The organism is Streptococcus sp. SCPM-O-B-15304 (M98), assembly GCF_058200215.1.
On record NZ_JBYQGQ010000006.1, the window covers coordinates 48,120 to 63,771 of the forward strand.

14 protein-coding genes are annotated in these 15,652 nt (G+C 39.0%); 7 read left to right on the forward strand and 7 right to left on the reverse strand.

Going from position 1 to position 15,652, the window contains the following annotated elements:
* Window positions 1-191 precede the first annotated feature (191 nt).
* Window positions 192-2,042, reverse strand: coding sequence for a polysaccharide biosynthesis protein (locus AC3E7H_RS05080; RefSeq protein WP_001035795.1), 1,851 nt, complete (start codon window positions 2,040-2,042; stop codon window positions 192-194).
* Between the two features lie 69 nt (window positions 2,043-2,111).
* On the reverse strand, window positions 2,112-2,942 hold the full coding sequence (locus AC3E7H_RS05085; RefSeq protein WP_001293884.1) for a glycosyltransferase: 831 nt from the start codon (window positions 2,940-2,942) through the stop codon (window positions 2,112-2,114).
* A 219-nt stretch (window positions 2,943-3,161) separates the two neighbouring features.
* Here AC3E7H_RS05085 and AC3E7H_RS05090 point away from each other — a divergent pair, with 219 nt between their 5' ends.
* The 7 genes from AC3E7H_RS05090 to AC3E7H_RS05120 all read left to right on the forward strand — a co-directional run bounded on the left by AC3E7H_RS05090 (window position 3,162) and on the right by AC3E7H_RS05120 (window position 9,915).
* Window positions 3,162-4,328 (forward strand): CynX/NimT family MFS transporter, encoded by a 1,167-nt coding sequence (locus AC3E7H_RS05090; RefSeq protein WP_000747392.1) that lies wholly within the window; start codon window positions 3,162-3,164, stop codon window positions 4,326-4,328.
* Between the two features lie 586 nt (window positions 4,329-4,914).
* Window positions 4,915-6,411 (forward strand): hypothetical protein, encoded by a 1,497-nt coding sequence (locus tag AC3E7H_RS05095; RefSeq protein WP_000879815.1) that lies wholly within the window; start codon window positions 4,915-4,917, stop codon window positions 6,409-6,411.
* A gap of 41 nt (window positions 6,412-6,452) precedes the next feature.
* Window positions 6,453-6,878 carry a hypothetical protein gene (locus tag AC3E7H_RS05100; RefSeq protein WP_075228419.1) on the forward strand — a complete coding sequence of 142 codons (426 nt, stop codon included), beginning with the start codon at window positions 6,453-6,455 and terminating at the stop codon, window positions 6,876-6,878.
* Between the two features lie 173 nt (window positions 6,879-7,051).
* On the forward strand, window positions 7,052-7,378 hold the full coding sequence (locus AC3E7H_RS05105) for a PadR family transcriptional regulator (protein ID WP_000273853.1): 327 nt from the start codon (window positions 7,052-7,054) through the stop codon (window positions 7,376-7,378).
* Window positions 7,365-7,958, forward strand: a complete 594-nt coding sequence (locus AC3E7H_RS05110; protein WP_000198673.1) for a DUF1700 domain-containing protein — start codon at window positions 7,365-7,367, stop codon at window positions 7,956-7,958. Before AC3E7H_RS05105 ends, AC3E7H_RS05110 begins: the two co-directional genes overlap by 14 nt.
* The gene (locus tag AC3E7H_RS05115; RefSeq protein ID WP_001233681.1) at window positions 7,951-8,859 is read left to right on the forward strand and encodes a DUF4097 family beta strand repeat-containing protein; all 909 of its coding nucleotides are present in this window, start codon (window positions 7,951-7,953) and stop codon (window positions 8,857-8,859) included. The genes AC3E7H_RS05110 and AC3E7H_RS05115 overlap by 8 nt, the downstream gene beginning before the upstream one ends.
* A gap of 87 nt (window positions 8,860-8,946) precedes the next feature.
* Entirely contained in the window at window positions 8,947-9,915 is a 969-nt protein-coding gene (locus tag AC3E7H_RS05120; RefSeq protein WP_000191314.1) for a DUF6574 domain-containing protein, read from the forward strand.
* Between the two features lie 158 nt (window positions 9,916-10,073).
* On the opposite strand, the gene AC3E7H_RS05125 is transcribed toward AC3E7H_RS05120, so the two are convergent.
* From AC3E7H_RS05125 to AC3E7H_RS05145, 5 genes are all read right to left on the reverse strand, one after another.
* Complete coding sequence (locus AC3E7H_RS05125) at window positions 10,074-10,931, reverse strand: DUF4299 family protein (RefSeq protein ID WP_000241129.1); 858 nt, start codon at window positions 10,929-10,931, stop codon at window positions 10,074-10,076.
* Window positions 10,932-11,053: 122 nt separating this feature from the next.
* Entirely contained in the window at window positions 11,054-12,040 is a 987-nt protein-coding gene (gene trhO / locus AC3E7H_RS05130) for an oxygen-dependent tRNA uridine(34) hydroxylase TrhO (protein ID WP_075228420.1), read from the reverse strand.
* A gap of 128 nt (window positions 12,041-12,168) precedes the next feature.
* Entirely contained in the window at window positions 12,169-12,843 is a 675-nt protein-coding gene (locus tag AC3E7H_RS05135) for a CPBP family intramembrane glutamic endopeptidase (RefSeq protein WP_075228421.1), read from the reverse strand.
* A gap of 278 nt (window positions 12,844-13,121) precedes the next feature.
* Window positions 13,122-14,609 (reverse strand): ABC transporter substrate-binding protein, encoded by a 1,488-nt coding sequence (locus tag AC3E7H_RS05140; RefSeq protein ID WP_075228422.1) that lies wholly within the window; start codon window positions 14,607-14,609, stop codon window positions 13,122-13,124.
* Window positions 14,610-14,718: 109 nt separating this feature from the next.
* Window positions 14,719-15,639 carry a carbohydrate ABC transporter permease gene (locus AC3E7H_RS05145; RefSeq protein ID WP_001074703.1) on the reverse strand — a complete coding sequence of 307 codons (921 nt, stop codon included), beginning with the start codon at window positions 15,637-15,639 and terminating at the stop codon, window positions 14,719-14,721.
* Window positions 15,640-15,652 lie beyond the last annotated feature (13 nt).

Below are 15,652 nucleotides of genomic sequence, written 5' to 3' on the forward strand. Positions count from 1 at the left end.
CATATCTAAGTACAGTCAAACGATGCAGACCTCATTTACTTTGATTTTCAAATAGTATAAATTTAGTTTACCATAAATGTTCAACAATGACAAGTTTGTTTAAAAATTGGTAAAGGAGTAGCAGTTATCAAGAAAAGGTATAATTCCACTCACCTCTAACATGAAGCTAGGAATCATACCTTTTTTCTTTTTTAATGAATGTGAGTTGTTTCGTTTGCAAAACCGATAATAGCTTGCTTCAACTCTGAACCTTGCAAGGCACGGAATTCTTCAATCTTTTGATTGATGACTTCAAGTGGCATGACATTAACCTTACCAACAAAAATCTTATCCATGACTTGATTATCAACTAATTCAGTAGATACCAACAACTCCTCATAGAGTTTCTCACCTGGACGAATCCCCACTTCTACAATCGGAATTTCATTTTCAGTACGTCCGCTGAGAAGAACCATTTTCTTGGCCAAATCATAAATCTTAACTGGTTTGCCCATATCAAGGATAAAGACTTCTCCATCTTTAGCATAAGCTCCTGCATGGATCACCAAACGGCTAGCTTCTGGAATGGTCATAAAGTACCGAGTCATACGGAAGTCCGTCACAGTCACTGGACCACCCTCTGCAATCTGACGCTCAAATACTGGAATCACACTACCACGGCTACCAAGAACATTCCCAAAACGAACCGCACAATAGGTAGACTGACTACGTTGGTTGAATCCTGTAACAATCAACTCTGCCACACGCTTGGTAGCTCCCATTACGTTTGGTGGATTAACGGCCTTATCGGTCGAAATCATAACCATCTTCGGTACCTTAGCGGCGTCAACTGCCTTGGCAACATTGTAAGTTCCAAGGATATTATTTTTAAAGGCTTCTTTTGGATTACGTTCCATCATTGGCACGTGCTTATGGGCAGCAGCGTGGTAAACAATGGCTGGTTGGTACTGCTCAAATACTTGAAGTAAGCGATCGTAGTCTTGGATGTCTGCAATCACAGGAACATAGTCAATTCCTTGGAAGCTACGAATCAATTCATGATAGATCAGATAAATAGAGTTTTCCCCATGCCCCAAGAGAACCACGCGCTCTGGATTAAAGCGACTAACCTGACGGCAAATCTCAGACCCGATAGAACCTCCTGCACCTGTCACCAAGATAGTTTTTCCAGTAATTTCTGAGCCTAGGCGTGACTCATCTAGTTGAATTTCTTTACGTCCCAAAAGGTCCGTAATATCGATTTTTTGGAAACCACCTACCTGAGGATGCAATCCTTGTACAACTGACTCAATCTTGGGCATCTTATAACACTTCAAGCCAAGTTGGTTACACATTTTTAGGATACGCTCATACTCTGATGGATCGAGAGAAGGAATCGCAACGATAACTTTTTCAATCTGATGACGTTTAGAGAGTTCTGGCAACTGTTCATAAGATCCTAAGACTGGGATTCCACCTAGTTTTTGACCTTTTTTCTTTTCATCATTATCCAAAATACCCACTAACTCAAGATCACTCGTAGGATGTTGGTAGCTGTTCATAAAGAGAGCTCCACCGTCTCCCGCACCAATCAAGAAGGTACGACGATGTTCCCCTTCTCCATCACCCTTTTTGCGTCTTGAATAGATCAACTGCCAAGTAATACGTGGGAGCAAGATCAAGAAGGTGCTGAGCAAGATAAAGAGAACGATGAAACGCACAGAGAATAGTGGCAAGAAGGCATAGCAAAGGAGATAGGACAAGACACTGCTGACACTTACTCCAATGAATATCTTCATAAAGTCTGTGATTTTGCTATAACGACTAATGCTAGCATTGAGCCCCCAGAATCCAATCATGATTTGATAGAAAAGGAAGGTCAAGCTTGTATAGATGACATAGTCCACAGGAGCTGGATTGATCAGTCCATAAAACAAGATATAAGAAACAATAATTGAGGAAATCATGCTGGCAGCATCAAAAATCCCCCAAAAGACTTGTTTCTGTTGTTTATTTAATACTTCAACCAGATCAATTACATAATCTGTCATTTTTTTATTCATGTGAATGGTATCCTCCTACACAAAATCACATTTTCTAGTAATTACAAGACATTTTTTAAAACTAATTAGCTATTTACTTTTTCTCAATAGTTTTAAAAAGATAAACTGTCGGACAAAGCCTGGACATAGGGCAACGACAACTTGGATTAAAACACTTTTCAGATATTCACCATAAGAAATCTGTCCACGCGCGTGCATTCTTTGACGTGCCTGGCGATAGAGTTTAAGATAGCGAAGGCCACCACGGCGTTCAAACATCCCTGCTCCCACGCGTACCTTACAAAGAATCTGATCCACATTCCCAGTCCGAGCACCAGCACTAATCATATTAAGCCAGAGCAAATCGTCTTCCATATAGAGCCCATCTTCATAGTTACCTGCCTTGAGAACCATCTCTTTTTTAAACATAACCGTCATATGATTAAAGGCACTTCTCATACGTTGGTAGGCGATAATCTCTTCGTGCTTAGTCGGCACACGACGGTAAGAAACAATTTCATCAGGTTGATCGATGAATTCTGCGATATGACCACCTAGCAAGTCCAAGTTTTCCTTTTCCATCAAGTCAAACTGCTGTTCAAAACGATCTTCAACAGCGATATCATCAGTATCCATACGGGCAATGATGTCATACTGGCACTGCAAAACACCATACTGTAGTGCCAAGCCCAGGCCACGGTTTTGTTCAAGTGGACAACGTTTAATTGGAATACTTGACTGTGCTGTCAATTTATCCAAAACTTGATATAGTTCAGGTGTCAATGGACCGTCTTCAACGATAACCACTTCACTAGGCTTAAGCGTTTGATGTAAGATACTCTCTACCGCTTCTTCTAGAAAGGTAGGATTTTCTTTGATATAGACTGACATCAAGACACTAAATTTCCGATTTTCAGACACAGCAGTTCTCCAATGTATAGATTTTCTTTCACTATTTTATCACAAATTCCCAGACTTTCCTATTTTTATTTGAATCCCAGAAAAAAACTAGTAAATCTATCCTTCTTTTTCCCCCATGATTTCGCTCAACTAAGGAGCGGATTTTCTCACACCATCTTGACATCTATTGGAAAAAGCCTTAAAATAAGCTGTTATCAAAATCAGTTTATTGAGGTTCACATGAAAAAACGATCACTCTTTTTTATTCTAGGAATTATCTTAATCGGAGCGGTCTTAAGAGCTCCTTTTACGGCCTTACCAACTGTTTTGGGAGATATTGCTCAAGGTTTAGGAGTTGAGGTCAGCTCACTTGGGGTTTTGACCAGCCTTCCTCTCCTGATGTTTGCTCTTTTCTCCTCTTTTGCGACACGTTTGGCTCAAAAAATTGGACTTGAGCATCTTTTCACCTATAGTCTCCTCGTCTTAACCGTCGGTTCAGTGATTCGTATCTTCAATCTTCCCCTTCTCTATCTGGGAACCTTACTCATCGGAGCAAGTGTCGCTATTTTTAACGTACTTCTTCCTAGTATGATTCAGGCAAACTACCCACAAAAGATTAGCTTCCTGACAACGGTTTATGTTACGACTATGGGAATCGCGACAGCACTAGCTTCCTACCTCTCTGTACCCATTACTCAGGCAACATCTTGGAAGGGGCTGATTCTCTGCCTGTCCATGGTCTGCCTGCTAACCTTATTGGTCTGGTTCCCCAACCATGGCCACAATCATTTTCTAGAAGGGCATGAAGAGAAAAAAGAAAAAGAGAATATCCTAAAAAGCAAGCAAGTTTGGGCTATTATTGTCTTCGGTGGACTTCAGTCCCTACTCTTCTATACCAGCATGACCTGGTTACCAACCATGGCCATCAGTGCAGGGCTAGCTCATACGGATGCCGGACTTCTGGCTTCTATCTTTTCACTAATTAGCATTCCCTTCTCCATGACCATTCCAAGTTTAACAACGCGTTTGTCAAATCGTCACCGTCAAATCATGTTAACAGTCATCTCTCTGGCTGGTATGTTAGGAATTGCCATGCTTCTATACCCGAGCAACAGTTTCTTGTATTGGTTGTTTGCCCATCTCTTGATTGGTACTGCCTGTAGCGCTCTTTTCCCTTACCTCATGGTTTGCTTCTCCATCAAAACCAGCTCTCCTGAAAAGACGGCCCAATTATCTGGTCTTGCCCAGACTGGTGGTTACATTCTAGCGGCCTTTGGACCAACTCTCTTTGGTTACAGTTTTAACATGTTCCAGTCTTGGGTTCCAGCGGTACTGATTCTTCTAGTAATTGATATCATCATGACAATCGCCCTCTTTATGGTGGATCGAGCGGATAAAATCCTTTAAAAAATTTTAGAATTTACTACAATAAACTCACTTTTCAAGCTAGACATCTGTCTGGCTTTTTTCTTTTAAAAAGGTTTGAAAGGCCTCCTCACAAGACTTTCGTTAAGCTAAAACATGCTATAATATACCTAGGAAGATTTATCGTTTAAATTTGATAAAGAAGATCATGATGGAAACAACTTTACAATTTATCTCTCAAAGAAGTCGAAACTCTTTCAATTGAAGGGGATTGTTTTGCCCCTAAAAACATCCATGTAGATTCCTCTAACTTTTTAAATGATATACCATAGTTACGCTATTTCAACTTTTTTACTGGTATCCTAAAAAGTAAGGACGCAACTTCAATCATTAATCTGATAAAGCTAGAATATCTAACAATCAAACCTTCCAAGGAGGTTAACCTTTTGCATCATAAAATCCTTCAACTCCCAAAATTGAAGGATGGCTCAGTCATTGAGAAACCAGAAATCTACCTAAAATAAAATCTTAAAGAACTTTACTTGTTTTAACTCAATTACAAACAAGTATTTGTTTAAAAGTCTAAAAAGACTATTGAAAATGTAGTAACATTTAAGGAGAAATTTTTATGCTAGCAAAAGCAGGGGACGTCTACTGTGTTTACAATACCCATCTAAAAAAATACATAGCTTGTCAGATAACCAAGATAGAAGAGGGAGAGAAAAAGCCTCAGGCTGTCCTGTTGTCATTAGACTGGTCAGGAGATCAACCTCTTACAGAAGAAGAGCTAGCTTCTTTGAAGCCACTCTATATAGATTTTATGTACTGGGATAGAGGCTTGCATCTGAGTAATGTTGATATTCATGTACCGTCAAATTATATTTTTATCGGGAATACAACACCATTAACAACCGAAAGCACAAACACATATGCTATGTTTTGGGGGAATGGTTACGATATTTATAGGCAACTGAAATGGCAAGAAATCCCAAAAGAAAAAAGAGATTTATTTAAGAAAGCAGATAAAAGCAAGGAAAAGGTTTCATTTGCAGGGAATGACTACCGTATTTCTAAACACAATATTAATGACGAGTGGACGCCTTTTGAAGACGCATTAGAATTAAAGGTCTTCCCTTGTTTATCTAAGTTAGAATTAACTAAATGGCATAAAAATATATATGAATATTTACAGTCGACTCCTTTTATTACAGAACTAGTTCTTGAAAATCATGGACAAACAAAACTGGATTTTTCTAAGACATCCATACATCGACTTTCCATTGATTTGACAGGTGTAGAGGAACTTAGATTGAATGATGATTTGGAGGAGCTACTCTTATTAGGAGACATGAGCGACAATTGTCAGATACTTGTAAAAAACCATGGAGCCAGCTTACGATTACACCTTGACAACTCTCTACCCAAGGTGCTGGGATTAAAGGATTTGGGAGCCATCCATTGTTCTAACATCCTCGAAATAGACTTTGCACAAATCTTGAATAACTATCCAAATCTTAGGGAATTGAGATTGTGGGGGAAACCTGGTCATATTCTTAATTTCCATAAATTATCAGAGTTAAAAGAGTTAATCAATTTTTCAACCGTTGATTTGTTTGGCTTTACTGCAGAGGATATCCCAAAACCAGCAGATTTACCTCAATTAAGCATGTTTTGGATGAGTAGCTTACCAGAAGATGCAGCTAAAGTAGCCAAAAAATATTATAAAAAACTGCAGGACAAAGGACTGAATCTTTGGATAACAAAACCGAGGAAAGCTGAATGGCTAGCCCAAAACCTAGATAATCCATTTCGCTCATGGGATGGACAAGAGAATATTTCAACCGCAAACGCAAAAAAAGCAGCCTCTCTATATAGAAAGACTAGAGCAAGTGTTAGAAAGCTTCTAGAAAACCCCAACGAGGACACTATAAAACACATAGAAGCCCTCATAAGAGAGTATACTCAAGGTTTCAATAAAATGGACAAACGTAACTGTTTTATTGAAACAATCGAGAGAGAGGATATCTATGATGCCCTGGTCGAGATCTTAGATTTACTACCTAAAGATTTAGGAATGGACAAAGAAAAATTTATAGAAATCTTTGATGAGCTAAAGGATTTTTAAATGAGAAGCCTTTCTAGTTCATTCCTGAAACGGAGATTATCATGACTAACTTTATACAGACTATCACAGTAGAAAATCGGCAGGTCGACAAAGAAAATTACTTTACAATTGGCTACTCTCCTGAGATAGAAAAATCTTTACTGTGTGTTTATATTTCTTGGATTGCTGGTTACGAACGCTATTACGAGTTAGATGACGGAGATTTGGATCTCTTTGAAAGCAAACGAGAGGCATTTCTCAAAAAATATGAAAAAGAAATCAAGGCTTATCGAACTGAAAGATTGATTGGTTCTGGGGCTCTGAGGGATTACAATTTCAGATCTTTGCCTGAGAATATCCTAGAAAACTTGGATAGCTATCCTCCATTTAACGGATATGTCTATCAAAACGGCATCCTCTGTGCCAAAATCAAGATTGAAGACAAGTATTTTTATCTTCCGCCCATTTATGATGAGGATTGCAGATAAGCATTGCCTCAAAGTAATGCAAAACAGCCTCTAATCTTCTAGTTTTTACTAGGAGATTTTTTATATATAAAAATTTTACACATATTGCTTGACAAGGCTTACATTTAGATGTATGATGTATGTGTAGAATAATTATATATAAAATTTTTACATACTAAAAAAGGAGGTGCCCCATGTATTTTCCAACATCATCGGCCTTGATTGAATTTCTCATCTTGGCCATCCTAGAACAAGGGGATTCCTATGGTTATGAGATTAGCCAAACCATTAAACTCATTGCCAAAATCAAGGAATCTACCCTCTACCCCATCTTGAAAAAACTGGATACCAACCGCTATCTGACTACATACTCTCGCGAATACCAAGGTCGGATGCGCAAATACTACTCCTTGACAGAAATCGGAGAGGAGCAACTCTTTGTCCTTCGAGAAGAATGGACACTCTACACTGACACTATCAACGGCATCATAGAAGGGAGCATTCGCCATGACAAGAACTGAATATTTGAATCAGCTTGAAGCCTATCTGATGAAGCTGCCTCAATCTGATCGTATCGAAGCCATGGACTACTTCAAAGAACTCTTTGATGATGCTGGGCCAGAAGGTGAGGAGGAGCTTATCGCTAGCCTGGGAAGTCCAAAAGAAGCTGCCCATGATGTCCTGACTACACTTCTTGATAAGAAAATCAACGAAGAAAATTCCAGCAAGAACGACCGCCATATTTTACGCATCGCTCTACTAGCCCTTCTTGCAGCTCCTATCGGAATTCCGGTCGGAATTGGTCTTCTCATGGCTATCATCGGGATTTTTATCGCTGCTGTCAGCGTACTTATAGCCTTCTTTGCTGTATCAGCAGCTGGAATGGTTCTCGGAGCTGTTCTCCTATTTGAAAGCTTCTACATTCTGGCGGAATCGACATCTGCTTTTATTCTGATTTTTGGTGGAGGTTTACTAGCTATCGGAGCTTCATCCCTAGTCTTGCTAGCAACTTCCTATGTGACCCGTTTCTTTGGATTACTAGTCCTTCGACTTATCCAATGGATTCTTAATAGAGGAAAGAGAGGTGAAAGACATGCGTAAATGGACAAAAGGATTTCTTATCTTTGGTGTTGTTACTAGTATCATTGGTTTTTCCATGATGATCATCGGGATCCAAACAGATGGTGTCAGAAGCCTCCTTGCAATGTCTCAAAATCCAGTATTTGAAAGTCGAATGGAAGAACTCGTTTTTGATCAAGATATTGAAAATCTAAACATTTCACTAACAGAACATTCGCTCGTCATTACGGAGTCAAGCGATGATAAGATTCACATCCAGTATCATCCAACCATCTCTGAAAAAGAAAATCTTCAACACTCTATCAAAGAGAAAAGTCTTGAAATAACTGACACCAAGTCAACTACACGTCGCTCTATAGGTTCTAGTATCGAGGGTATTCTCTATATCGCAAGCGGAATTTCTAGTCGCAATGATGAAGTTGTTCTCTCATTACCAAGAGGAAAAGACTTAAAAAATCTAACTGCCCAGGTAAACCATCGTATCCTTTCAATTGCTAATGCAAAACTCAGCAATGCCAAGATTCTGTCAAATGGATATCTCCTTCGTATCACTGATAGCGAGATTAAAAATAGCCAACTAATCACAGTTGGAATTGTCAATGTATTTGAAACCAGTCTAACAGATAGCCGCATTCAAGCAGACCATGAACATATCAAGGCAGACGATATCCAAGTGCATGGTCGAGTGGAATTCGAGGCAAGAAAAGATATCTCACTCGAGTTATCTCAGAAGGAACTTGATCGAATCAATCTTGAATTTTCTGCTGAACATGGTGATATCTATCGTTGGCATCGAGACAGACGTGACATACCTACGGGAGGTAGTAAAGGTGAAGCATTAGCGAACCCTTACAAAACAGAAAAAAAAGATACGCAAGATCTCCTCGTCGCAAAATCTAATCAAAGTATCTATTTCCCATAATAAGATTGCTTGCTTTCTTATAGAAATCATGAATAAAGACAACTAGTAGTTACTACTCAAAAATTAATCAAAAAAGGGAGGTCTATTATGACTCAAGAATGGTTTGAAAGTGCTGATTTCGAAAAAACAGCCAACAATGATAAAAAAGATAGCCCATCCGACTCAGTTCTCCTTGAAGAAGATTCAGAGACAAGAGAAGAGGCGCCAGTAGTTGAGGAAAATCCTCAAGAAAATCCTCATACCAATCCAGAAGATAAGGAAACTAGTGAGGAAACTGTAGAGACTGAAGAGATCGCTGAAAAATCAGAAAAGATAGACGAGTCAGAAGAACCTATTAAAGAAGCTTCTCAGAAAAGTCAATCTTTGGAAAGCCCGTTTTTACCAGATTCTGTATCTACCAAAACAGCGCTATTCGCAGTATTCAAAGAAGAACTGGCTGATCTTTGGTTTTGGCTACAAGGTGCCCTTAAAGAACCGACAACAAGCATTGATACAGATAAAAAACATAGTTATAATGCCTTTGCCCTGCTGACTATCTTTTCTGCTCTTAGTTTCTTCTGTGCGATTTATCATATCAAGCATAACTACTACGGCCATATGGCGGCTATCAACTCTCATGTCAGCGAGCAGTTCCCTTCACTGAATCTCTTTTCTATCTTCTCCATCTTGGTAGCGACAAGTTTATTCTTCTTTTCTATCCTTATGGGTGGATTCGTGGTTAAACGTTTTGTCAATCAGGACAATGACTGGACACTGGAAAAATCCTTGCAAGAGTACAGCAAACTCTTCGCCCTTCCTCTCCTGCTCACAGGTATTGCCAGTTTCTTTGCCTTCTTTAATAGTCTACGCTTTGCGGCTCTTCTCTGCCTCATTAGCATTGGTCTGGTACTTCTTGCCAACCTCTATACCATCTCAAGACCAAGTAAAGATAGCCAAACTGATCCCTTCTATCGCCTTCTCTTGGCATTTCTAGTTAACGGTGGTATCCTATTTCTCTTCTTCCTAGCAGAAATGACTCTGGTTTTTGAATATCTACGAATCCTAGCTTTTATGTAAGATAAAGGTAGCGAGATAGAAAGATTTTAGTTTTAGGGAATTATTACTATAAAATTTTAGAAATAAAAAAAGCGAACAAGACAGAATTCTGATAATCAGAAAACTAATCTTGTTCGCTTTTTAACTTTATATTTGGACTTTTACCCCAAATTTCTTTTTTATCTATTTGCTAAGGCTTCAAAATCCTCTCCTGAAACTGGTCCTACCTCTACTTGGTTGGCATCCAAATCCTGACAAAGTTCCTTTGGAAGAGCTTCTAAAAAGGCTTGGTAATCCAGTCTAGCTACTGCTTCGTAGTCTTCAGGCTTAGAACCATCTCCAGATATTTTCACCAAGTCAATCTCCCAGATAAGTTCCTTGCCAGCCAACTGCTCAACATAAGGCACGGGAACAACAGGACCTTTGGGCAAAATTGTCTTAACCCCTTGAGCCAGGTGATAGATGCCGTGGATCTTACCTTCACTATCTGGGTAGAATTTTGCACTTGCAGGGTAGGCATCTGACTCTTGAACCTTTTTGACTAATGCTTCAAAACGTGCCACTCCATCTTCTTCCAAGAAGCTTTCTAAGTCCTTCTTATCAAAGTAAATAGTTGATAGAATTCCTTGGCAGAAGGCCAAATGAGCAGCCTTATCCGCTAGATAGTTTTTAACAGTTTCTCGGAAATAGTCTTCCAAGTCAAAGTCTGACAAACCTTCAACTGCTTCACCAACCTTGCTAGACAAGGCTTGTAAGAGAGCTTCTACAATCTCCCAGTCAGCTCTTGTAATCAAGTCAGGAATGATTACTTGGTAGCCTTTTTGAGCATCTGCATAACGAACTTTAAAGAGAAATTGAGACTTGCCTACGATTCCACACTCGATATACTCAAGGCGATTAAGTGGTTGACGGAGATAGACAGCATCATAACTATGTGACTCTAAGCCATCTACTAGGGCCAAGACTGACTTAGCTGTTAAAATCTCCTGTTGTCCTAAAATACTTTGTTTATTTGGAATAAAAAATGTTTTCACCATAAATGGTCTCCTTTGAAATCGTTTACATATAGTATACACCATTTTCCTGAAAGATGCAGAAACAAATTTAAGATTTTTTGGTCAAAAGCATAGAAAAACAGCCCGTCAGGACTGTCCTACTTTTATACAACTTCAGAATGATCCAAGTTCTCACCAATCGCTGCTAAACGCTCGATGACTTGATCTTGTGTCAATTCATGTTCCAAAACATAGCGATTACGTGGGTGAACACGGCACTCGTGCGAACAGCCACGGAGATACTTGTCTTCATTCTCTTCTGATGCCAAGATACGGCGGTTACAGAAAGGATTACCACAGTTGACATATCGTTCACATGGTGTGCCATCAAACCAATCTTTCCCTACAATGGTTGGATTGACATGATTGACATCGACTGCAATACGTTCGTCAAAGACATACATTTTCCCATCCCAAAGTTCCCCTTGAACTTCTGGATCTTTCCCATAAGTTGCAATTCCGCCGTGCAATTGACCGACATCTTTGTAGCCTTCACGGACCATCCAACCTGAGAATTTCTCACAACGGACTCCACCTGTACAGTAAACAACGACACGCTTGTCCATAAATTTTTCTTTGTTATCACGGACCCATTGTGGCAACTCGCGGAAGTTGCGGATGTCTGGACGAATAGCCCCACGGAAGTGTCCAAGGTCGTACTCATAGTCATTACGAGTATCAAGGACAACTGTATCTTCGTCTAGAAGAGCTTCTTTAAATTCCTTTGGAGACAAGTAAGCACCTGTTGTTTCAAGAGGATTGATGTCGTTATCAAAGTTATCATCCTCTAAACCAAGGTGAACAATTTCCTTTTTGTAGCGAACAAACATCTTCTTGAAGGCTTGCTCACTTTCTTCGTCAATCTTGAACCAAAGGTCTTCCATACCTGGAAGGCTGTGGACATAGTCCATATATTTTTGCGTAGTCTCATAGTCACCAGAAACAGTTCCGTTGATCCCTTCGTCAGCAACTAGGATACGGCCCTTGAGGCCGATTGACTTACAGAAAGCCAAGTGGTCTGCAGCAAATTGTTCCGCGTTTTCGATTGGAACATATTTATAGTAAAGTAAAACTCGAATATCTTTTGACATTTGCTTCTCTTTTCTAAGATTAAATTATCAGAATTTTTCATTCAACTATACCAGTATACTCTCCCAAGAAAGCGAATGCAATTTATTTGACCGAAAAATGAAAACAAGACCCAGTTTCAGATCTTGTTTCAGCTAAATATTCGATGAAGAAAGGTTAACAAAAATGGTAAGGTAGCTACGATATTATTAATCACATGGACTGCATAGCCAGGATAGATACTCTTGGTATAACGAATTAAACCCGCACAAAACACTCCAAATGACGAAAAAACAAGAATATCTAGAAAATTGGGAAAGCTTGAAACGTGAGGAAGAGCAAACAAAACCGAAGGAAGAATCAGGTCAAGCCCAAATTTCGAATCTTTAAAAAAGGCATGTTGGAACAAGCCCCTATATATCAACTCTTCCATCAGAGGACCTAGGAAAAATAAGGTCAAGTAGAGACCCAACTCAGCAAAATTTGTCCCGCTATAGCCGATTAGTACAGCCCACCCTTCAGAAGTTGATTGTACATGTCTCGCAGTTTGAAAATTAAAAGATATGGAAAGTACAGTTACGAGAATCGTCAAAACTGTATACCAAAGCCATTTTTTCTTTGGAATAACAAAAAGATATCCATGTCCTGTCTTGACTAAAATACCTATCATAATGCCAATAAAGGCAAGACTGATAAGATTTCGAATCCAGAAAAAATTGCCAATCTGAGAAGAAAATTTCCAATAGTTTTGGATAACAAGAGTCAACTGAGAAAGCCCATATACGAAAAATAAGTAGGATAAGATTGCACTAGTTTTGAAAATAATACTCTTCGAAAATCAAATTCAAACCACGTCAGCTTCACCTTGCCGTACTCAAGTACAGCCTGCGGCTAGCTTCCTAGTTTGCTCTTTGATTTTCATTGAGTATAAGATGGTATTTTTTCATATGTCTATAACCAATGTTAAATGTAAGAGCAAAACTCTGAACAAAATACAAATAATTATATGTATTTATTATAAAAAGAATCACCACCTTATCTAGAAGGCTCTAGACAAGGCAGTGATCGCTCTTTTTAGGAATGAATACACGAAATCAATCTATCTTATGATTTTTTGCTTTTCAAGAATTCGTCGTATTGTTTTTGCATTTCATCCAATACTTTTTGGTAAGCACCTTCAGATTTAAGTTTTTCCATCAATTCTGGAATAGCTTTTTCTGGGTCTACAGTACCAGTGTTGATAGCTGTATCGAATTGTTGCATAGTGTTAGTGATAGCTGAGATTTCAGATTTCACATTGTCAGTGTTAAAGATGAATCCAAGCGCTGGAGATTCTTTTGCAGTTTCCAAGTCTTTCTTAGATTGTGCAATTTGCTCATCTGTTACGTTTTCGTTGATGTAAAGAATCCAGTTGTTACCAGTGTTCCATCCTGACATGTGAGTGTTTCCTTTGTATCCATCAAGGACTTTAACACGATTTTCTTTACCTGCAACTTTCTCCCAGTTCTTGCCTTCTGGTCCATAAACAAGTCCGTTCAAGAGTTCTGGGTTAGTGTTCAAGAGGTTCAACACTTCCATTGCTTTTTCTTTGTTCTTAGAGTTGTTAGAAATTACAAAGTTAGCAACTTGAGTTGTTTGGTTTTTCTTGATGAAGTTAGTAAATGGTTTGATTTGGATGTTTCTGTTAGCAACACGAGAAAGCAAGCTGCTACCGTAGTCAGCTGGTCCTACTGTTTCTTCGCGAGCAAACCAAGTATCTTGAGTAAGGTCATATGAAGTTTCGCTTGTTGCTACGTCTTTTGGAATGTATCCTGCTTCATAGAATTTGTGAAGAGTCTTCAAGTGTTCTACGAAACGAGGCACTTCGTAACGGTTAACGATCTTAGTAGTGTCGCCTTCAAGGTCGATGACGAATGGAAGTCCATTTGCAACTGGGTAGTCAAAGTTTTCTGATGGAATAAAGTTTTTACCAACAGCGAATGGCATTACATCTGGAGCTTTTTCTTTGATTTGTTTCAAGACTGGTTCAAGTGTTTCGTATGAAGTTACACCTGAGATATCGATTCCATATTTTTCAAGAAGTGGGCCGTTGAAAGCAAAGTTTTGTGAAGATGCAACGTTAGCTGCAACTGGAACTGCATAGATTTTACCGTTTACAGTGTTACCTTTGATGTAAGCTGGGTCAAGAGCTTTGTAAAGGTCAGCTCCTTCTTTCTTGTACAATTCTGTCAAGTCAGCATAAGCACCTTTTTGAGCGTTTACGACATAGTTATCTGCAAAGGCGATATCATAGTTTTCACCTGATGAAGTGATAACTGACATTTTCTTGCTGTAGTCACCCCAACCAAGGTATTGGATATCCAATTTAGCGCCAACTTTTTCTCCGATGATTTTGTTTGCATTTTCTAGCAATTCATCCAAGTTATCTGGTTTGTCACCGATTTGGTACATTTTGATAACAGTTGTATCACCTGATGACGATGATTCAGCAGCTTTTTGGTTGTTTCCTTTAAGGTTTCCACAAGCAGCAAGGCTAGCAGCTAAAGCGACAAGGCTAGCAGATGCAAAAGCATATTTTTTCCAGTTTTTCATTATAAAAACTCCTTTTTTTATTTTTAAAGTTATTAACAAATTGAGATTGTTGATTTTCCTTTGCCAGAAAAATCAGAGTTAGAGAAGAAACATTGTTTCTTAGACTTCCTTACTCTTTAACACCACCGATAGTCAAACCTTTTACAAAGTAGCGTTGGAAGAATGGGTAGAGGATCGCAATCGGAACAGTCGCAACTACGACCATGGCCATACGACCTGTTTCTTTTGGTAGGGCAACCGCAAGTTGTCCTGACATACCAACTGACTTAGCAATGTAATCCATGTTGTTTTGAATTTGCATGAGCAAATATTGCAATGGATACAAGTTGTCACTCTTGATGTAAAGAAGGGCGTTAAACCAGTCATTCCAGAATCCAAGCGCTGTCAATAGTGTAATCGTTGCGATACCTGGTAGTGAGAGCGGTAAACAGATTTGGAAGAAGATACGAGCTTCACTAGCTCCATCGATACGAGCTGATTCGAGGATTGCTTCTGGGATGGTTTTCTTGAAGAAGGAACGCATCAACATGATGTTGAATGGTGATAGAAGCATTGGAACAATCAAGGCCCAAATAGTATCACCAAGGTGAAGCAATTGAGTCACCACGATATAGCCTGGTACCAAACCAGCATTGAACAACATACTAAGAAGAGCGAAGATTGTAAAGAATTTACGATACTTAAATGTTGAACGTGAGATGGCATAGGCGTAAGTTGTAGTGATAAAGACGTTTGTCAATGTACCGACAACTGTCACAAATACTGAGATAAAGAGCGCTTGTAAAATCTTATCTTTGAACTGAGCCAAAAACTCAAAACCATCTAATCCAAATTGTGATGGGAAGAAGCTATATCCATATTGAACGATACTCTTCTCATCTGTAATCGAGATAATGATGACAAAGATGAAAGGCAAGATACAAGAGAAGGCCAGCAAACCAGAAATGATACTAAAGAAGATATCTGCTTTCTTGCTGAAGGAGTGTATGCCAACATTATCAATTTTTTCTTTTTGAATTTTTTTTGCCATATGCTCCTCCTTT